Source organism: Streptomyces sp. H39-C1, from assembly GCF_027158125.1.
GTDB classification, from domain to species: domain Bacteria; phylum Actinomycetota; class Actinomycetes; order Streptomycetales; family Streptomycetaceae; genus Actinacidiphila; species Actinacidiphila fildesensis.
In genome coordinates this window covers 87,120-106,327 of the sequence record NZ_JAPVLS010000014.1, presented here as the reverse complement: position 1 = coordinate 106,327, position 19,208 = coordinate 87,120, and the positions used below count along the sequence as shown (strand labels likewise).

General features: G+C 70.0%; 20 protein-coding genes and 1 pseudogene. 13 read left to right on the top strand and 8 right to left on the bottom strand.

Annotation, left to right across the window (positions count from 1 at the left end; translation table 11 throughout):
- Positions 1–14: 14 nt before the first annotated feature.
- From O3W51_RS12415 to O3W51_RS12410, 3 genes and pseudogenes are all read right to left on the bottom strand, one after another.
- On the bottom strand, positions 15–179 hold the full coding sequence (locus O3W51_RS12415; protein WP_232484687.1) for a hypothetical protein: 165 nt from the start codon (positions 177–179) through the stop codon (positions 15–17).
- 155 nt (positions 180–334) lie between these two features.
- Positions 335–532, bottom strand: a pseudogene (locus O3W51_RS48445) (hypothetical protein); the annotation flags it as partial.
- 36 nt (positions 533–568) lie between these two features.
- Positions 569–1,465: a polysaccharide deacetylase family protein gene (locus O3W51_RS12410; protein WP_244809343.1), complete on the bottom strand. Its 897-nt coding sequence runs from the start codon at positions 1,463–1,465 to the stop codon at positions 569–571.
- 340 nt (positions 1,466–1,805) lie between these two features.
- On the opposite strand from O3W51_RS12410, the gene O3W51_RS12405 reads away from it, so the two are divergent.
- Entirely contained in the window at positions 1,806–2,465 is a 660-nt protein-coding gene (locus tag O3W51_RS12405; RefSeq protein WP_138355145.1) for a polysaccharide deacetylase family protein, read from the top strand.
- Positions 2,466–2,497: 32 nt separating this feature from the next.
- Positions 2,498–3,787, top strand: coding sequence for a glycoside hydrolase family 10 protein (locus O3W51_RS12400; RefSeq protein WP_138355146.1), 1,290 nt, complete (start codon positions 2,498–2,500; stop codon positions 3,785–3,787).
- Between the two features lie 118 nt (positions 3,788–3,905).
- Here the strand turns inward: O3W51_RS12400 and O3W51_RS12395 are convergent, their stop codons facing one another.
- Positions 3,906–4,232: a hypothetical protein gene (locus tag O3W51_RS12395; protein ID WP_138355147.1), complete on the bottom strand. Its 327-nt coding sequence runs from the start codon at positions 4,230–4,232 to the stop codon at positions 3,906–3,908.
- Between the two features lie 119 nt (positions 4,233–4,351).
- Positions 4,352–4,921 carry a hypothetical protein gene (locus tag O3W51_RS12390; protein ID WP_187144975.1) on the bottom strand — a complete coding sequence of 190 codons (570 nt, stop codon included), beginning with the start codon at positions 4,919–4,921 and terminating at the stop codon, positions 4,352–4,354.
- A 106-nt stretch (positions 4,922–5,027) separates the two neighbouring features.
- Here O3W51_RS12390 and hemL point away from each other — a divergent pair, with 106 nt between their 5' ends.
- The 7 genes from hemL to ccsB all read left to right on the top strand — a co-directional run bounded on the left by hemL (position 5,028) and on the right by ccsB (position 12,946).
- On the top strand, positions 5,028–6,335 hold the full coding sequence (hemL, locus tag O3W51_RS12385) for a glutamate-1-semialdehyde 2,1-aminomutase (RefSeq protein WP_138355148.1): 1,308 nt from the start codon (positions 5,028–5,030) through the stop codon (positions 6,333–6,335).
- Between the two features lie 26 nt (positions 6,336–6,361).
- Entirely contained in the window at positions 6,362–7,045 is a 684-nt protein-coding gene (locus O3W51_RS12380; protein ID WP_138355149.1) for a histidine phosphatase family protein, read from the top strand.
- A gap of 241 nt (positions 7,046–7,286) precedes the next feature.
- Positions 7,287–8,573: a hypothetical protein gene (locus tag O3W51_RS12375; protein ID WP_138355198.1), complete on the top strand. Its 1,287-nt coding sequence runs from the start codon at positions 7,287–7,289 to the stop codon at positions 8,571–8,573.
- A 137-nt stretch (positions 8,574–8,710) separates the two neighbouring features.
- Positions 8,711–9,322 (top strand): TlpA family protein disulfide reductase, encoded by a 612-nt coding sequence (locus O3W51_RS12370; protein ID WP_138355150.1) that lies wholly within the window; start codon positions 8,711–8,713, stop codon positions 9,320–9,322.
- A 1-nt stretch (position 9,323) separates the two neighbouring features.
- On the top strand, positions 9,324–10,061 hold the full coding sequence (locus O3W51_RS12365) for a cytochrome c biogenesis CcdA family protein (RefSeq protein WP_438817405.1): 738 nt from the start codon (positions 9,324–9,326) through the stop codon (positions 10,059–10,061).
- A 3-nt stretch (positions 10,062–10,064) separates the two neighbouring features.
- Positions 10,065–11,876, top strand: coding sequence for a cytochrome c biogenesis protein ResB (gene resB, locus O3W51_RS12360; protein WP_198357097.1), 1,812 nt, complete (start codon positions 10,065–10,067; stop codon positions 11,874–11,876).
- A complete protein-coding gene (ccsB, locus tag O3W51_RS12355; protein ID WP_138355152.1) occupies positions 11,873–12,946 on the top strand; it encodes a c-type cytochrome biogenesis protein CcsB in 1,074 nt (357 codons plus the stop codon). Before resB ends, ccsB begins: the two co-directional genes overlap by 4 nt.
- 55 nt (positions 12,947–13,001) lie before the next feature.
- On the opposite strand, the gene O3W51_RS12350 is transcribed toward ccsB, so the two are convergent.
- A complete protein-coding gene (locus tag O3W51_RS12350) occupies positions 13,002–13,280 on the bottom strand; it encodes a PLD nuclease N-terminal domain-containing protein (protein ID WP_138355153.1) in 279 nt (92 codons plus the stop codon).
- An 88-nt stretch (positions 13,281–13,368) separates the two neighbouring features.
- Between O3W51_RS12350 and O3W51_RS12345 the strand changes: the two genes are divergently transcribed.
- Positions 13,369–14,829 carry a menaquinone biosynthesis decarboxylase gene (locus O3W51_RS12345; protein ID WP_138355154.1) on the top strand — a complete coding sequence of 487 codons (1,461 nt, stop codon included), beginning with the start codon at positions 13,369–13,371 and terminating at the stop codon, positions 14,827–14,829.
- Positions 14,826–15,749, top strand: a complete 924-nt coding sequence (gene mqnP, locus O3W51_RS12340) for a menaquinone biosynthesis prenyltransferase MqnP (RefSeq protein ID WP_138355155.1) — start codon at positions 14,826–14,828, stop codon at positions 15,747–15,749. The genes O3W51_RS12345 and mqnP overlap by 4 nt, the downstream gene beginning before the upstream one ends.
- Positions 15,750–15,817: 68 nt before the next feature.
- Here the strand turns inward: mqnP and O3W51_RS12335 are convergent, their stop codons facing one another.
- Together O3W51_RS12335 and O3W51_RS12330 are read right to left on the bottom strand one after the other, a co-directional pair.
- On the bottom strand, positions 15,818–17,008 hold the full coding sequence (locus tag O3W51_RS12335) for a hypothetical protein (RefSeq protein WP_138355156.1): 1,191 nt from the start codon (positions 17,006–17,008) through the stop codon (positions 15,818–15,820).
- Between the two features lie 149 nt (positions 17,009–17,157).
- Positions 17,158–17,694 carry a rhomboid family intramembrane serine protease gene (locus O3W51_RS12330; protein WP_232484780.1) on the bottom strand — a complete coding sequence of 179 codons (537 nt, stop codon included), beginning with the start codon at positions 17,692–17,694 and terminating at the stop codon, positions 17,158–17,160.
- Between the two features lie 223 nt (positions 17,695–17,917).
- Between O3W51_RS12330 and O3W51_RS12325 the strand changes: the two genes are divergently transcribed.
- Positions 17,918–18,592, top strand: coding sequence for a UbiX family flavin prenyltransferase (locus O3W51_RS12325; protein WP_138355158.1), 675 nt, complete (start codon positions 17,918–17,920; stop codon positions 18,590–18,592).
- A 93-nt stretch (positions 18,593–18,685) separates the two neighbouring features.
- Positions 18,686–19,141 carry an Lrp/AsnC family transcriptional regulator gene (locus O3W51_RS12320; protein ID WP_138355159.1) on the top strand — a complete coding sequence of 152 codons (456 nt, stop codon included), beginning with the start codon at positions 18,686–18,688 and terminating at the stop codon, positions 19,139–19,141.
- Positions 19,142–19,208: the final 67 nt, after the last annotated feature.

Sequence of the window (19,208 nt, the reverse complement as noted above, 5' to 3'; positions counted from 1 at the left end):
ACGTGGCGTCGGCCTCAGCGCCGGAAGGCGAGGACGCGCCGGAGCAGTGCGGTGGCCCGCCAGTACGCGTCCAGGGCGAATCCGGCGGCGGCGGCGAGCGCCAGCACGGGCCGGGCGAACGGCGGGGCGGTGAGCTGACGACCGGTCGCCATCGTGCTGGATGTCGGAAATGTAGCCATATTTGGACGGTAGCGACTGGTCCGGCGCATGTCCTGCCAGACGCACCCGAACCGCGCCAATGCCTTCCGATGGACGTTACTCGCTGCGCGAGGCCAGATACGCCCTTGCTTTCACCAGTACGGCCGCACGGGCGCCGAACGCCACGCATTCCCCCCGGCCCGGAGATCCGCACCCGCATTCCGCCGTCCGGGTTCCGTTCCAGCGCGACGACGTCCTTGGGCGCGAACGTCCATCCGTCGATCCTCAGGTCGGACACACCCGTGAACGACAGGAACATCTCGAACGCGTTGAGCCCCTTCTCCGTCCATTCGGGCAGCGGGTGATCGGGAAGCCGGTCCAGTGCGAAGCCGAGGGTGACGCGGGCAGGGCCCCCGGTGGTTGCCGAGCGCTACGCAGCGGGTGTGGCGGGTGTGGGGAGGAGGGTGCGCAGATCGGCGATCTCGTAGCCGCGGGCGCGGACCGCGTCGATGATCAGCGGGAGGGCCAGGGCGTCGAGGATCGGGCCGCGGCCGTTCGGGTCGCCGACGTGCATCTGGATGATCTCGCCCGGCGCCAGGGAGTTCAGGGCACGGTTGACGGCCTTCTGCACGGTCATCCCGCCCGCCGTGCCGAGGTAGCCGTTGGTGTCGTCGGTCCACTCGATGTTGGCGAAGCCCATCGCGTTGACCTCCGCGACCTGCTGCGCGTTGGTCTCGCCGTAGGGGAAGCGGAAGAACGGCAGCGGCGCCGTCCCGATCGCCGCGCGAAGGGCCTGGTCGGCGAGGCGCACCTCGCGCTCCCGGCCCGAGCAGGTCAGGTCGGCGAAGTGCGGGTGGCTGTAGCTGTGGCTGGCGATGCCGTGTCCGGCCGCCGCCATCGACCGGGCCGCGGCCGGGTGCAGTTCGGCGAACTGGCCGGTGAGGAAGAAGGTGGCCGGCGCCTGGTAGTCGTGCAGCACCTTCAGGACGGTGTCCAGGCCCGTCTCGTCCCACGCCGAGTTGAACGTCAGCGCGACCACCTGACGATCGGTGGGCATCGTGCGGACCGTCCTGCCGAGGAGGTTCGACGGCAGCGCGGCTGTCGGCGTCGTGCCTGTCGTGCCTGTCGGGCATACGGCTGCCGGTGCGGGTGCCGCGGCGGCCACGACGGCGAGCCGGTCGGGCCGGTCGGGCCGGTCGGGAGGAGTCAGGCCGGTCGCGGGGACGGCGGCCGACGCGACGATCGCGGCCATGGCGGCGACGGTGGTCAGCACCCGGCCGAGGATCCGGGGCGGCTGTGAGCTCGGGAGAGCGGTGCGCTGGTTCATATCGCGGTCAGCGTAGGAGCGTCCGGCACGGTGGACAGGACGGCGCGAGGCGGGGCGCGTGTCGTTCGCCGGGGTGGCCCATCCCGGGGCATGCCGGGCCGCCGGTACGGCGGACTGATCCATCCGTGTGAGGGTCCCGTCCTTGACGCGAATTGCCGTGCGACGGCGTACTACGTTGCTGGTCCAGGCATATGCCGTAGGGCCGAGGCGAGGATGAAACGGGCATGGTTGCGACACCGGTTGACGGCACGGGGGACGGTCGGCCGGCGCGACCGCGCTCGGCCTCGCAAGCCGGAGCCCCGCCCGCGCCGACGCGCCGCCCGCCGGCCCGCACCGTGGGATGCCCCGTCCGGCGGTCACCGGTGCCTTCGCGCGCCGGGACTTCAAGTGGCTGCCCATCACGGATCAGAAGGCGGCGCTGACCTTCGACTGCGGCGCCGGCCCGGACGGCGCCGAGATGATCCTCAAGACGCTGCGGGACCGGCGGGTACCGGCGACCTTCTTCATGACCGGACGCTTCGCCGCGGACAACCCCGCGCTGGCCCGGTACATCGCGCGCCGCTACCCGGTGGGCAACCACTCCATGACCCACCCGTCGTTCCCCACCATCACCCCGCAGCGGCGGGCCGAGGAAGTCCAGTCGGCGGCCGACGCGATCGAGACGGCCATCGGCAGGCCGTCCGAGGCGCTGTTCCGCTTCCCCTTCGGGCTCCGCACCCGGCCGTGCATCACCGAGGTCAACGCCGCCGGCTACGTCCCGGTCAAATGGACGGTGGACACCGCGGGCTGGAAGGGCACGATCGGCGGGGCGAGCACGGCGACGGTCGTCGACCGGACCCTGCAGGCCCTGCGGCCGGGCGCGATCGTCCTGATGCACCTCGGTGCCACGCCGGAGGATCACTCCGCAGTCGACGCCACCGCGCTGCCCGACCTCATCGACGCCATCAGGACCCGCGAATACGGCTTCACCACCCTCCGGGGCCTGCTCGCCGCGCGTTGACCTCCCGCTCACCCGTCCGGCAGAAAGCGATCATGGGCCAGATCTCCCGCAGGACCCTGACCACGGCCGCCGCGGCCGGGGCGGTGACGGCCGGGTCCGTCACGATCGGCGGCGGCACGACGTCGTACGCGGCGTCCGGGCGCCGCGACGGAGCACAGAACGGGCGCCGGCAGTTCCGCGGCATGTGGCTGACCACCGCGTTCAACCGCGACTGGCCGTCCCCCGGGCTGTCCCCTGCCGGGCAGCGGCGGGAGTTGGCCGGGCTGCTGGACATCGCGGTCACCCGCCGGTTGAACGCGGTCGTTCTCCAGGTCAGAGGGCTGGCGGACGCGCTGTGGCCCTCGCCGTACGAGCCGTGGGCGAAATGCCTCACCGGTGTTCAGGGACGCGATCCGGGCTGGGACCCGCTGGACTTCGCCGTACGCGAAGCGCACCTGCGCGGGCTGGAGTTGCACGCCTGGTTCAACCCGTACCGGATCGCCACACACCCTGACCCGACACGGCTGTCGGCCGCCCACCCGGCGCGGCTGCACCCCGAGTGGGTGGTGCCCTACGGCAAGGCGCTCTTCTACAACCCCGGGCTTCCCGAGGTCCGCCGCTTCGTCCAGGACGCGATGCTCGACGCCGTCGCCCGCTACGACGTGGACGGCCTGCACTGGGACGACTACTTCTACCCGTACCCGATCCCCGGGCAGACCTTCGACGACGACGCCGCGTACGCGCGGTACGGCGGGGACTTCCCCGACCGGGCCGCCTGGCGGCGCGACAACATCGACCTTCTGGTGCGCGAGACCGGGCTGCGGATCGAGGAGCTGAACCGGTCCCCGCTGGGCGGCGGTTCACCGCGCGAGCGGCGGGTGCGCTTCGGCGTCAGCCCGTTCGCGATCTGGCGCAACCGGACCACGGACCCCGAGGGTTCCGACACCCAGGGCGCCGCCGAGTCCTATGACGGCATCTACGCCGATACGCGTACCTGGGTGCGGCGGGGATGGATCGACTACATCGCGCCGATGATCTACTGGCATATCGGGAACGATGTGGCCGACTACGCCCGGCTTGTCTCCTGGTGGGCGGAAACATGCCGTGGCACGAACACGCATCTGTACATTGGTGAGGCTCTGTACAAAGCGGGCAACCCGGCTCAGTTCAGCGCCTGGCAGGATCCGGCGGAACTCTCCCGGCATCTCACTTTCGGCCACCGCTTCCCCGAGGTGCGCGGCAACATCTACTTCGCCTCGAAGGAAGTGGCGGCCGACCGGATCGGGGCCATGCGGCGCGTAGTGGCCGACCACTATCCGACCCGGGTGCGGACCCCGCGCTGACCCCGGCCGGCCCCGCGCCGATCCGGTGAACGACGATCGCGCGGACCCCGGTCGAAGCGGTCCGCGCGATCGGAGGGTCACATCCGGCGGTCTTGTCCGACCGCGCCGACGGCCGTGATCACTCGACCGAGACGCTCGAATCGGCGTCGACCGAGGCTTCCGCGCCCGGCTGGATGGTCGAAACCTGATCGTTCGCGTCGGTGTTGCACTCCCAGGTGTCCCACACCACGACGACCTTGTCCGTGTTGTTCTTGACCGGCATGGGATCCGGCGTGGCACTCGAACCGCCATTGGACGAGTCGGGGGGAGTGAGGTCGAAGCAGCCCACCGGGTCGACGTGGTCGACGCCGTTGATGGTGAGGGTGCCGGTGGCAGCCTGCGCGGAACCAGGCACCGCCACCATGAGCAGGGCGGCGGAGGCGAGAGCGCCCAGAATCGTAACCATGTGTGACCGCATCATGACTCCCTGTCAGGGGGAGTCGACCTTATCCCGCCGAGGTGGGCATATTCGCCCCGAAAGTGCGCATTCGGGCGTACGGGCGAAATCGGGCGAAGCGTGGCAGGTCAGGGCCAGACCAGGCAGTACAGCTGGTGGCCGGCCTCATGGCAGCGGGACGCGAAGCCCTGCCATTCATGGAGCATCTGGTAGATGACGAAGGCATCTCGGGGGCCGCGCCGGTCCGGGACGGTGGACCAGATGAAGGCGGCGGCGCCGAGTTCCTCTTCGCCGGCCTTGCGGAGGGGTTCCACAACGCTCATGGGGAGCTTGACGACGGCGTAGTCCGGGTGGAGGACGACGAGTTCCAGCGGCGGGACCTTGGCCGGGGGTATGCCCTCGATGCCGGTGAGCACCATGGCGGCCATGGTCTCCGGCTTGACCTTGGTGTACATGCCGTTGCCGAGCTCGTCACCGCCGAGCTCCTCGGGGCGCATGGAGATCGGGACCCGGGCGGCTGTGGCGCCATCGGGTGCCCCGAAGTACTTGTAGGTCACCCCCACTCGGCCACCCCTGCTCCCACTCTCCGCGGCTGCTCTGCGATCGCGATCGGCGGACCGACGACGCCTGCCGGTGGGCCGGGCGTGTTGGGGCTCGTGGTCGCCCGTTCCCTCGCCCAGTTCGCCACCGCGCTGCATTTCACTACCCGACCATTCACAGACCCAACCGCGCAACCCGATCATCGTCTCAGATGCCGGGTCGAGACCTGCGCGCGCAACGCCCGGCGTTTGAGAGCATGTGCCTGTGAGCTATCCGTACGAAGCCCCAGTTTCGCAGGTTCTGTTCGACCGAGCTGCCGCCGTGACGCCCGGAGGTGTGAACTCCCCGGTCCGCGCCTTCCGCGCGGTGGGCGGTACGCCCCGGTTCATGGTGTCCGGGAAGGGTCCGTACCTCACGGACGCCGACGGCAGGGAGTACGTCGACCTCGTGTGCTCGTGGGGTCCGATGATCCTCGGCCACGCGCACCCGGAGGTGATCGGCGCCGTACAGGAGGCCGTGACGCGCGGTACCTCCTTCGGCACCCCCGGTGAGGGGGAGGTGCTGCTGGGCGAGGAGATCGTGGCGCGGATCGGCCCGGTGGAGCAGGTCCGCCTGGTGTCGTCCGGGACCGAGGCGACCATGTCGGCGATCAGGCTGGCGCGTGGCTTCACGGGCCGGGCCAAGGTGGTGAAGTTCGCTGGTTGCTACCACGGTCATGTGGACGCGCTGCTGGCGGCGGCCGGTTCCGGGGTCGCCACGTTCGGGTTGCCGGACACGCCCGGGGTGACGGGCGCGCAGGCCGGCGACACGATCGTGCTGCCGTACAACGATCTCGAGGCCGTGCGGGCGGCGTTCGCCGCGCACCCCGGCGAGATCGCGTGTGTGATCACCGAGGCGTCGCCCGGCAACATGGGTGTGGTGCCGCCCGCGGCGGGCTTCAACGCCGGGCTGAAGAGCCTCTGTGCGGAGAACGGCGCGCTCTACATCTCCGACGAGGTGATGACGGGCTTCCGTGTTTCGAAGGCCGGCTGGTTCGGGCTCGACGGTGTCGAACCCGACCTGATGACCTTCGGCAAGGTCATGGGCGGCGGCTTCCCGGCCGCCGCATTCGGTGGCCGCGCGGACGTCATGGGCCATCTCGCACCGGCCGGTCCGGTCTACCAGGCAGGCACGCTGTCGGGTAATCCGGTGGCGACCGCGGCGGGTCTGGCGCAGCTGCGGCTCTGCGACGACGCGGTGTACGCGACCGTGGACGCGGTGTCCGAGCGGGTGTCGTCGCTGGTCAGCGAGGCGCTCACCAAGGAGGGCGTCGCCCACCGGCTGCAGAAGGCCGGGAACATGTTCTCGGTGTTCTTCACCGACGAGCAGGTGACCAACTACGACGAGGCGAAGCGGCAGCAGGCGTTCCGCTTCACCGGGTTCTTCCACTCGATGCTGGCGCACGGCGTCTACCTGCCGCCGTCGGCCTTCGAGTCCTGGTTCGTTTCGGCGGCCCACGACGACGCGGCGATCGAGCGGATCGCCGCCGCGCTGCCGGCCGCGGCGCGCGCCGCGGCCGAGGCGACGGAATGAGCGGGGACGACGGAAAGATGAGCGGCATGACTGACGACACAGAGATCACCGTGGTCCACCTGATGCGGCACGGCGAGGTGGAGAACCCGTCGGGTGTGCTCTACGGGCGGCTGCCCGGCTACCACCTGTCGGAGCTGGGCCGGAAGATGGCCGACCGGGTCGGCGAGCACCTGGCGGGCCGCGACATCACGTATGTCGTGTCGTCCCCGCTGGAGCGGGCGCAGGAGACGGCGGTGCCGATCGCGGCCCCGCACGGGCTGGAGATCGCCTCGGACCCGCGGCTGATCGAGGCGGAGAACGTCTTCCAGGGCAAGACCTTCGGCGTCGGCGACGGGGCACTGAAGAACCCGTCGAACTGGAAGCACCTCACCAACCCGTTCAAGCCGAGCTGGGGCGAGCCCTACGTCGACCAGGTCGTGCGGATGATGGCGGCGCTCGGCGCGGCCCGGGACGCGGCGCGCGGCCACGAGGCGGTCTGCGTCAGCCACCAGCTGCCGATCTGGATCACCCGCAGCTTCGTCGAACGGCACCGGCTGTGGCACGACCCGCGCAAGCGGCAGTGCACGCTCGCCAGTGTGACGAGTTTCACATACCAGGGCGACAAGATCGTGTCGGTCGGCTACGCGGAACCGGCCCGCGATCTGGTGCCCTCGCATCTGCTGGCGGGCGCGAAGCCGGTGAAGGGCGGATCGAAGGGCTTCGGGGCGTAGGCAGGTCCGGGCCGGCGCCGCCGCGGCCCTGGTCATCCGCCGGGGCGGCCTGTTGGATTGGCCGAAAGGGTCGATCCAATGGGTCAATCCGGTGTTCCTGAGGGCGCTTACGTGCGCCAATTGAGCTAACCGGTGGGATTTTTCTGACTTTTCGGTAACCGTACGGCTGTGACAGCCGTCCTGGATGGTGGCCACCTTTTTCGTGATCGCCATCCATGAGGCCCGAGAAATGGGGATGTACATGCGCGCCATGACCCGTAGGAGTCTGCTCACGGCCACTGCCGGAGTCGCGGTCGGTGCGGCTGCGGCCGGATGCTCCTCGGGGGGCGACGGAGGCAAGACCGGCGGCAACGGGACCAAGCCGGGCGGGGCCACCGGCCAGAAGGAGCCCGAGAAAACGGTTCAGCTGATCGGGGACGGCTCCACCGCGAACACCGGACCCCAGCCGGGCCAGCCGAAGCCGGAGCGGATGGAGCCGGGCCAGACGCCGCCGCAGTTCGTGATCTTCTCGTGGGACGGCGCGGGCGAGGTCGGGAACGGCCTGTTCCCGCGCTTCCGCAAGCTCGCCAAGGACAACGGCGCGTCGATGACGTTCTTCCTGTCCGGGCTGTACCTGCTGCCCGAGTCGAAGAAGCGGCTGTACGACCCGCCGAACAACAACCTGGGCGCGTCGGACATCGGCTACCTGACCGACGAGCACGTCAAGATGACGCTGGACAACATCCGTGAGGCCTGGACCGAGGGCCACGAGATCGGCACGCACTTCAACGGGCACTTCTGCTCGGGCCGCGGCACCGTCGGGAACTGGACGCCGACCCAGTGGCAGAGCGAGATCGACCAGGCCAAGTCGTTCGTCAAGAACTGGAAGACCAACACCGGGCTCAAGGACGAGGCCCCGCTGCCGTTCGACTACGACAAGGAGCTCGTCGGCGCCCGCACGCCGTGCCTGCTCGGCCAGGACAACCTGCTGCCGACCGCCCACAAGCTCGGCTGGCGCTACGACGCGAGCTCGCCGGGTGGCCGGCAGGTCTGGCCCGAGAAGCGTGGCGGGCTCTGGGACCTGCCGCTGCAGCTCATCCCGTTCCCCGGCCACTCCTTCGAGGTCCTCTCCATGGACTACAACATGCTCGCGAACCAGTCGAAGAACGCCACCCAGAGCGACCCGAGCAACTACCCGGGCTGGCAGCGGCAGGCCGCCGCCTCGTACATCGCGGGCTTCCAGCGCGCGTACGAGACGAACCGCGCGCCCTTCTACATCGGCAACCACTTCGAGAAGTGGAACGGCGGCATCTACATGAACGCCGTCGAGGAGGCGTTCAAGCACATCGCCGGCCAGGAGAAGAAGGACGTCCGGCTGGTCTCCTTCCGGCAGTACGTGGACTGGCTCGACGCGCAGGACCCGAAGGTGCTCGGCAAGCTGCGCCGGCTGGACGTGGGGCAGAAGCCGGCGGGCGGCTGGAAGGCGTACCTCGCGCCGGAGGGCGCGGCCGGTACCCCCGCCTCCCCGACGACGGCGGCCACCACGTAGGCACCCCGTAGGCAGCGCGTGGTCAGGGGCGGCGCGGCCGGTCCCGCTACCTGATCCTTACTTGGGGCAATTGCCGCTTTTGGCGTCAGTGTCGGGGGCGCGAAAGATCGCCGGACGACGCATGCGAAACTTTTCACATGAGTCCTACGCGTGCCCGCCGACGCCGCCCGCTCCGCCGTGCCGCGGCACTGGCAGGAGTCGCCGCGCTGGCGCTGGCGCTCTCGGCCTGTTCCAGCAGCGGCTCGTCCTCCGGCGGCAGCGGTACCAACTTCGTCGGCGGCTCGGGTGAGATCTCCCGGGTGGCCAAGGGCGACCGGCTCGCCGCCCCCGCCATCTCCGGGGAGTCGGTCGACGGCAAGCAGTTGAACCTGGCCGACTACAAGGGCAAGGTCGTCGTCCTCAACGTCTGGGGCTCGTGGTGCGACCCCTGCCGCGCCGAGGCTCCGCACCTGGTCAAGGTGGCCAACGCCACCAAGGCCGAGGGCGTCGAGTTCCTCGGGATCAACATGCGCGATGCCACGAAGGTCAACGCGAACGGCTTCGAGACGCAGTTCGACATCCCGTACCCGAGCTTCTACGACCCCAACGGGAAGCTCATGCTGAAGTTCCCCAAGGGCAGCCTCAACCCGCAGGGCATCCCGAACACCCTGATCATCGACCGGGACGGCCGGATCGCCGTGCGGATCCTCAAGGCCGTCGGCGAGGACAGCCTGCGCCAGGCGCTCGACCCGATCGTCGCGGAGAAGTGACGTGACCGAGACGGTCTCCTCCGGGGCGCTGCTCCTCGCGATCCCGATCGCGATGCTCGGCGGCCTGGTCTCCTTCTTCTCCCCGTGCGTCCTGCCGCTGGTGCCCGGCTACCTCTCCTACGTGACCGGCACGTCAGGCGCCGACCTGGCCGAGGCCAAGCGCGGCCGGATGGTCGCCGGCGCGTCGCTGTTCGTCCTCGGCTTCACCGCGGTCTTCGTGTCCGGCGGGGCGCTCTTCGGCTACTTCGGGCTGCGGCTGCAGGAGCACAAGGAGATCATTTCCCAGGTGCTCGGCGTCGCCACGATCCTCATGGGCCTCGCCTTCATGGGGATACTGGGCGGTCTGACCCAGCGCGACCTCCGCTTCCACCGCAAGCCCGCGATGGGGCTGGTCGGCGCGCCCCTGCTCGGTGTGCTCTTCGGCGTCGGCTGGGCGCCGTGCGTCGGTCCGACGCTGGGCGCCGTGCAGGCGCTGGCCTTCAACGAGGCGAGCGCGGGGCGCGGGGCGCTGCTCACCGTCTTCTACTGCGTGGGCCTCGGCCTGCCGTTCATCGTCGCCGCCGTGGCCTTCCGCCGCGTACTGGGCGCGTTCGGCTGGGTCAAGCGGCACTATGTGTGGGTCATGCGGATCGGTGGCGGCATGCTCGTCGTCGTCGGTGTGCTGCTGCTCACCGGCGTATGGGACGACATGGTCTTCTCCATGCAGACCTGGTCCACCAACTTCACCCCTGGGGTCTGATTCATGAGTACGGAATCCGGGCCGAAGACCGCCCGCGACGCCGAGGCACGCGAGGTCGAGGAGCGTGACGTCGAGGAGCGTGACGCGGCGGGCGCGCAGCTGTCGACGGCGCCGGTCGAGGAACTCGGCCAGGTGGTGCCCGGCTCCTTCGGCGGTGTGCGCAGGCCAGGCTGGCGCGGCACGGTCGGCTGGACGCTGCGCGAGTGCTTCGGCTGGGTGCGCTGGATGTGGCGGCAGCTCACGTCGATGCGGATCGCCCTGATCCTGCTCTTCCTGCTGTCCATGGCCGCGATCCCCGGCTCGCTGGTCCCGCAGACCAGCGTCGACGAGGTCAAGGCGCAGGCGTGGAAGGACGTGCACCCCAACGCCACCCCGGTCTACGAGACGCTCGGGCTGTTCCACGTCTACAGCTCGCCGTGGTTCTCGGCGATCTACATCCTGCTGTTCATCTCGCTGGCCGGCTGCATCCTGCCGCGCAGCTGGCAGTTCGTCGGGCAGCTCCGCTCCCGGCCGCCGGCCGCGCCGCGCAATCTGACCCGGCTGCCGGCGTACACGACCTGGCGCACCGCGGCAGGTGAGGACGAGGTGCTGGACGCCGCGCAGCAGCTGATGCGCGGGCGCCGGTTCCGTACCCACCGGGTCGGCGGCGCGGTCGCGTCCGAGAAGGGCTTCCTGCGCGAGGCCGGCAACCTGATGTTCCACCTGGCGCTCTTCGGGCTGCTGATCTCCTTCGCGGTCGGTTCGCTGTGGAAGGGCGAGGGCGGCAAGCTGATCGTCGAGGGCGGCGGCTTCTCCAACAACCTCACGCAGTACGACGACTTCAAGCCCGGCACCTTCTACACCGCCGACGACCTGGACCCCTTCGGCTTCTCGCTGGACAGCTTCGAGGCCACGTACGCGCGGACCGGCCCGCAGAAGGGCACCCCGCGGACGTTCCGCGCCAACATCCACTACTGGAAGGGCGCGGACGGCAAGCCGGTCAAGTCCTCGATCGAGGTGAACAAGCCGCTGGAGATCGACGGTGAGACGGTCTACCTGATCGGGCACGGCTACGCGCCGGTCGTCACCGTGAAGGACGCCCGCGGCACGGTCGTCTACCAGGGGCCGACGCCGTTCCTGCCGAGTGACGGCAGTCTCACCTCGCGCGGCGTCGTGAAGGTCACCGACAACTACCGCAACAAGGCGGGCGGCAAGGACCAGCTGGCGTTCAGCGGGATCTTCGCCCCGACGATGGTGATCGACAACATCCAGGGGCCGCACTCGGTGTTCCCCGCGCTCGACCGCCCCGCGCTGATCCTGACCGCCTACCACGGCGACCTGGGCATGGACAGCGGCCTGCCGCAGAACGTGTACCAGCTCAACGACAAGAAGATGAAGCAGTACAAGGCCGCCGACGGCCAGCCGCTCCGCCAGGTGCTAGCCGTCGGGCAGGTCCTGCAACTGCCGGACGGCGGCGGCTCCATCCGCTTCGACGGCGTCAAGACCTGGGCCAGCTTCCAGGTCTCCCACCAGGTCGGCAACGGGTGGGCGCTCGGCAGCGCGGTCGCCGCGATCCTGGGTCTGGCCGGCTCGCTGTTCATCCAGCGCCGCCGGGTGTGGATCCGGGCCACCCCGGGTGCGGACGGGGTGACCGTCGTGGAGCTGGCCGGACTCGGCCGCAGCGAGTCCGCGAAGATCGCCGACGAGATCGGGGACCTCGCCTACCGGCTGCTGCCCGAAGCGCCCCAGCTACCGGACCCCGGCGGCCCCGGCGGCGGCACAGCCACAGACCCCTCGGAAGAACCTCTCCTGCCAGACGAAGGAGCGCGCGCGTGACTATCGCGGCCGCGGTCAATGAGAACTTCGCGAACTACAGCAACTACCTGATCTACTCGGCCATGACGGTCTACACGCTCGCCTTCCTCGCGCACATGGCCGAGTGGGTGTTCGGCAGCCGCAGCCGGGTCGCGATCACCGCGGCGGCGCTGACCGCACCCGCGGCGGCTCCCGCGATCGAGGTCGTCCAGCGCGGTGGCGGCACCGCCACCCTGGAGCGTCCCAAGGTCGTCACCCGCTCCACGGCGAGCGACCGCGGCATCCCGGACGGCCCCGGCGCCGCCGGCACCGACGCGGACGGCGACAAGTACGGGCGGATCGCGGTCTCGCTGACCGTGCTCGCCTTCGTGTTCCACCTGGCCGCCGTCGCGTGCCGCGCCGCCTCCGTGCAGCGGGTGCCGTGGGGCAACATGTACGAGTTCTCGACCACGTTCGGCATGGTCGCGGTCGGCATGTACCTGGCCCTGCTGGCGCTGAAGAAGCGGGTCCGCTGGATCGGGCTCTTCCTCGTCACCTCGGTGCTGCTGGACCTGGGCCTGGCCGTCGCGGTGCTCTACACCGACAGCGACCAGCTGGTCCCGGCGCTGCACTCGTACTGGCTGTGGATCCACGTCTCGTGCGCGATCATCTCCGGCGCGGTCTTCTACCTCGCGGCGGTCGGCACGTTCCTGTTCCTCTTCCGCGACTACTACGAAGCCGCGCTCACCGCCGGCCGCAGGGTGAACCCCACCTGGGCCAACATCATGGACCGGCTGCCTTCCGCGGCGACGCTCGACAAGTTCGCGTACCGGATGAACGCGCTGGTCTTCCCGCTCTACACGTTCACCGTCATCGCGGGTTCGATCTGGGCGCAGGCCGCCTGGGGCCGGTACTGGGGCTGGGACCCCAAGGAGACCTGGTCGTTCATCACCTGGGTCGCGTACGCCTGCTACCTGCACGCCCGCGCGACCGCCGGCTGGAAGGGCCGCAAGGCCGCCGCGCTGGCGCTGGTCGCCTTCGCGTGCTTCATCTTCAACTACTACGGCGTGAACATCTTCATCACCGGCAAGCACTCGTACGCCGGGGTCTGACGCCACAGGGTCCTGGTCCGGCCGGCCGCTCCCCCCGGGGCGGCCCGGCCGGCGCTCAGCTGCCGGACGGCGGGGTGTCGTCCTTCAATCCCTTGAGGAAGTCCGGGTTGTCGTCCGGCGCGACCCACTGCGGGCGCGCGGGCGCGCGGCGGCGGTTGCGGCCCGCGACGAGCCAGGCGATCGGTCCGACGAGGACCTCGCCGAAGAGCAGGATGATGATCACCCACACCACCTTCGGCAGCCCGCGGACCTCCTCCTCCGGAGTGTTCAGGCAGTCGATGAACGCGTAGATCCACAGCGCGAGCACCAGCAGGAACGGTAGATACCTGACCATGGCGGAAGAGCCCCCCTGAGCCGGAAGACGGGCCGCGACAGGGGCCCGGTGACGGGTACAGGGTAGTGCGTGGCGGATACTGGACGGCATGGCTTACGACGATCTTCGATCCTTCCTGAGGGCCCTGGAGAAGGACGGCGACCTCAAGCGGATCAAGGCCGAGGTCGACCCGTATCTGGAGGTCGGCGAGATCACCGACCGCGTGAACAAGGCGGGCGGCCCCGCGCTGCTCTTCGAGAACGTGCGCGGGTCGTCGATGCCGCTCGCGATGAACGTGTTCGGGACCGACCGGCGGATGCTGAAGTCCCTCGGGCTGCAGGCGTACAGCGACATCAGCGACAAGATCGCCGGGCTGCTGAAGCCGGAGCTGCCGCACGGCTTCACCGGCGTGCGGGAGGCGTTCGGCAAGCTCGCCGGGATGACGCACGTGCCGCCGAAGAAGGTGAAGTCCGGCGACGCGCCCGTGCAGGAGGTCGTGCTGCGGGGCGACGACGTGGACCTGGACGCGCTGCCCGCGCTGTTCACCTGGCCGGAGGACGGCGGCTCGTTCTTCAACCTCGGGCTGACGCACACCAAGGACCCGGAGTCCGGGGTGCGCAACCTGGGCCTGTACCGGTTGCAGCGGCACGACCGGAACACCATCGGGATGCACTGGCAGATCCACAAGGACAGCCGCAACCACTACAAGGTGGCCGAGCGGCGCGGTGAGCGGCTGCCGGTCGCCATCGCCTTCGGCTGCCCGCCCGCGGTGACGTACGCGTCGACCGCGCCGCTGCCCGGCGACATCGACGAGTACCTGTTCGCGGGCTTCGTGCAGGGCAAGCGGGTGGAGATGGTGGACTGCAAGACCGTCCCGCTCCAGGTCCCGGCCAACGCCGAGGTCGTGCTGGAGGGCTGGCTGGAGCCCGGGAAGACGCTTCCCGAGGGGCCGTTCGGCGACCACACCGGCTTCTACACCCCGCAGGAGCCGTTCCCGGCGCTGACCATCGACTGTGTGACGATGCGGAAGCGGCCGCTGCTGCAGTCGATCGTGGTGGGCCGGCCGCCGACGGAGGACGGGCCGCTGGGCCGGGCCACCGAGCGGTTCTTCCTGCCGCTGCTGAAGATCATCGTGCCGGACATCGTGGACTACCACCTGCCGGAGGCGGGCGGCTTCCACAACTGCGCGATCGTCTCGATCGACAAGAAGTACCCGAAGCACGCCCAGAAGACGATGCACGCGATCTGGGGCGCGCACATGATGTCGCTGACGAAGCTGATCATCATCGTGGACGCCGACTGCGATGTGCACGACCTGCACGAGGTCGCCTGGCGCGCGCTCGGCAACACCGACTACGGCCGCGACCTGACGGTCGTCGAAGGGCCGGTCGACCACCTCGACCACGCCTCCTACCAGCAGTTCTGGGGCGGCAAGGCGGGCATCGACGCGACCCGTAAGCTCCCCGAGGAGGGGTACACGCGCGACGGCGGCTGGCCCGAGATGGTGGTCTCCGATCCGGAGACGGCCGCGAAGGTCGACCGGCGCTGGAAGGAGTACGGCCTCTCGTGACCACGGATTCCGCAACCCCGGACCTCTTCGCGCCGGAGCCCGCGCCGCCCGGCAGGATCAGGGCGTTCCTGCGGCTCGTCATGATCGAGCACTCGATCTTCGCGCTGCCCTTCGCGTACATCGCCGCGCTCAGCGCGATGTTTCACCTGGACGGCTCCGTCCACTGGTGGCGGCTCGTCCTGATCACCGTGGCGATGGTGGGGCTGCGCACCTTCGCGATGGCGTGCAACCGGATCATCGACCGGGAGATCGACGCCCGCAATCCGCGGACCGCCCAGCGCGAACTGGTCACCGGGGCGGTGTCGGTGCGCTCCGCGTGGACCGGTGCGCTGGTGGCCGTGGTCCTCTTCCTGGGCGCCGCGGCGCTGCTCAATCCGCTGTGCCTGGCGCTGGCGCCGATCGCCGTCATCCCGATGGTGGTCTACCCGTACGGCAAGCGGTTCACGAACTTCCCGCACGCGATCCTCGGCCTCGCGCAGGCGATGGGCCCGGTCGGTGCGTGGCTCGCGGTCACCGGTGAGTGGTCGTGGGACGCGGTGATCCTCGGGCTGGCCGTCGGGGTGTGGATCGGCGGCTTCGACCTGATCTTCGGTTCGCAGGACGTCGCCGCCGACCGGGCGGACGGCGTCAAGTCCGTCCCGGCCCGCTTCGGCGTCGCCGCCGCCCTGTACGGGGCGCGCGGCTGCCATGTCGTCACGACGGTCCTGCTGGCCTGGTACGGGGTCGCCACCGGCGCGGGCGCGTTCTGGTGGGTGGGTCTGACGATCGTCGCGGGTGCGTTCCTGTACGAGCACTCGATCGTGCGGCCGCACGATCTGAGCCGGCTGAACCGGGCGTTCTTCCAGGTGAACGGGTTCATCGGCATCGCGCTGTTCCTGTGCGCGCTGCTCGACCTCGCGGTCCGCGGCCTCGGTATCTGAGAACACGGCCCGGCCCCGGTATCCATCGGATACCGGGGCCGGGCCGTGGCTGTCGAGGGTGTCGGGCGTTACGCGCCGAGGTCCGCCTGGTCCAGGCCGCTGAGGTCCAGGCCCTTGACGTCCATGTCCTTGAGGTCCAGGTCCTTCATGTTCATCGCACCGAACATGAACAGGCCCATGAGGTCCTGCGGGGTGAGCGCCCTCGCGCCGGCCGGGGCCGTGACCGGGTCGCTGCCGCCCTGGAGGCCGATGGTCAGCGGGAGCTTGCCCTGGGGCTTCTCGTCGAACTGGGCGACGTCCAGGGCGATCCCGGACAGCATGCCGTCCTTGATCGACAGGTCGACGGCGAGATCCTTCGCCGGGACCTTGCTGACGTCCGGCGCCTTGAAGCCCGGGATCTGCTTCTCCAGCGGGGCGAAGCCCTTGGCGAGCTCCTTGGCCGTCTGACCCGCCGGGACCGTCATGGTGACGTGGTCCACGCCGTTGCTGCTGCCCTTGTCGGTGAACTTCGCGTTGTGCGCGACCGCGCTCTTGACGGCGTCGATCAGCTGCTGCTGGGTCTTCGCGTCGAAGGACGACGCACCCGGCATCGGCACCGGCAGCGGCGACTTGCCGAGGCCCTTGTCGCCGCCGAGGGTCTTGCCGAGATCGGCGAACGCCGCCGGGTCGATCGAGATCCACTTGCCGGCCAGCGCGTCCTTGACGACGCCGAGCGACGACGGCAGCTCGTCCGCCTTGGGGAGGAACTGGTCGAGCGGCGAGTGGTCGCCGCCCTTGGCGGCGCCGCCGAGCGCGGTCAGCGCCTTGATGTCGGCCCGCAGGTAGAGCTTCTTGCCGATGGACCGGATCTCGACCAGGTTCTGCTTTCCCTCGGCGTCCGAGGACAGCTGGAAGGAGAAGGAGGACGTGTCGCTCGGGGCGTCCTTCGCGTCCTTGGTGGCCGCGGCGTCCTTGAGTGGCTTGTCCGAGCTCAGCCCGAGCTTGGCGTGCAGACCCGCGAGCATCTTCGCGTTGTCCTTGGTGAAGCCGTCGGAGCCCTTCATCGCGGTCCAGATCTGGTCCGCGGTGGCGTCGAAGGAGACGGTCGCGGTGACCGCCTTCTGCGCGCCGAGCTTGTCCACGGCGTTCTTGACCTTCGCCGCCGCGCCGGCCTGCTGGACGGTGCCGCAGGCGGCGGAGGCGCCGGCTATGAGGGCGACGCAGCCGATGGCGGCCAGACCCTTGTGTGCGGTGCTGATGTGGTGACTCCCGTAGAACAAGCGGGCCTTCGGCCGGTGGCCTTCGACGCCGGGTGAGATCTGAAGATTAGCTGTGGATGCCGCTCGGCCCGAACGGGTTTTCCGGCGGATCGACCCGTCGTCGCATGCATCCGTCGGGGCGCGGGGATCCGTCAGGGCGCGTCGATCCGTCATCGCATCAATCCGTCGGGCGTGCGCGCGCGGAAGAAGAAGGCGGAGGCGACACCGCCGAGCAGCCCGAAGAGGTGGCCCTGCCAGGAGACGCCCTGGGCGGTGGGCAGCACGCCCCACAGGATCGACCCGTAGAGCACCGCGACGCCGAGCCCGACGGCTATGTCCAGCAGCCGCCGGTCCACGAACCCGCGCACCAGCAGATAGCCGAAGAGGCCGAAGACGACGCCGGAGGCGCCCGCCGTGTTGGTGTGGGCGGGTGCGACGAGCCAGACGCCCAGGCCGCTGGCCAGGATGATGACGAAGGACACACTGAGGAAGCGGCGGATGCCGCGCAGCGCGGCGATGAACCCCAGCACGAGCAGCGGCAGGCTGTTGGCCGCGACATGGGCGAAGCCGAAGTGCATGAACGCGGCCGGGATGATGTCACGCAGCTCGCCGGTCTCGCGCGGCACGATGCCGAAGGTGTCGAGCGAGTGGTTCGTCGCCACGTCGACGGCTTCGAGCAGCCACAGCAGCCCCACCCAACCCAGCATGAGCGCGGCGGCCGCCGTGACCCTCGCTCCGCCGCGCGGCGGCGCCAGACCGATACTCGCCTGCGCGGATCGGTCCGCGGTCGGTTCGTAGCTGTGACTCACCGAGGCCCCCCTCAGATCCATGTGTCCCTACCGTAGACAACGCCACCGACATCCGGAGTGGTTCCCGGCGAGAGCCCTCTCCCGCCGCCGGCCGTCCCGGGCGGCCGGATAGGCTCGCCGGGTGGACACGAGCCTGCGCAAACCGTGGATCGTCGGGGTCTCCGGAGCATCCGGGACGCCGTACGCCGCCGCCGTGCTCCGGGGGCTGCTGAGCGCCGGCGAGGCGGTGGACCTGGTGGTCAGCCGGGCCGCCCGGCTGACGCTGCTCGACGAGACGGGACACGCGTTCCGGGACGCGCACTGGCGCGAGGACCTGCGGACCTGGCTGGCGCGCGGCGCCGACGGCAAGGACGGGCAGTTCGATCTGTCGGACGCGGAACTCTCGGACGTCCGGTTCTGGGCCGCGGGTGATCTCGCGGCCGGACCGTCCTCCGGTTCCTACCCGGTCAAGGGGATGCTCATCGTGCCGGCCAGTACCGCCTGTGTGGCGGGGGTCGCGCTCGGACTGTCGAAGGACCTGCTGCAGCGGGCGGCGAGCGTCACCCTCAAGGAGCGCAGGACCCTGGTGGTCGCGGTCCGCGAGACACCGCTGAACGGCCAGACGCTCAAGCACCTGGTGACGCTCGACGAGGCGGGCGCGGTCGTCCTGCCCGCGTCACCCGCCTTCTACGCGGGCGCCCGGCACATCCAGGACCTGGTGGACTTCGTCGCCGGGCGGGTGCTGGACGCGGCTGCGGTGCCCCACCAGCTGTACCGCAGGTGGGAAGGCGAGCTCGGATCGGCCGGTTCCGCCTGACCGGCGCGCTGATGCGCAGGCCGCAGGGTCGCGGATGCCTTAGATTCTTGTTCGCACGGCGCAATCGATGCATGAACGGGAGGGTCCAGGCATATGGACGCGGTGGACAGGCAGCTCATCCAGGCGCTGCGCGAGAACGGGCGGGCCTCGTACGCGGAGCTGGGACGGCTGGTGGGGCTCTCCGGGCCCAGCGTCACCGACCGGATCAACCGGCTGGAGCAGGCCGGGGTGATCACCGGCTACCGGGCCACCGTCGCGCCCGTGGCGCTCGGCCTCGGCGTGACCGCCCTGGTCGGGCTGCAGCTCAGCGACGCGGCGGACCATGAGGACGTGGCGCACCGGCTGCGCGACCTGGACGAGATCGAGGACTGCTGGTTCATCGCCGGCGACGACTCGTACATGCTCAAGGTCAGGGTCGGCGACGTGGACGGCCTGGAGCGGACGATCCGCCGGCTGTCCGGGACGAAGGGCGTGGCCCGTACCCGGACCACGATCGTGCTCTCCACGAAGTGGGAGAACCGGGTCGGCTCGCTCCCCGAAGAGGTGTGAGCGGGGGCTGCTCGCCGTCGTGAACCGGGGGAGTAGTTTTGGTCGGGTCGAATGCAACTAGGAGGCG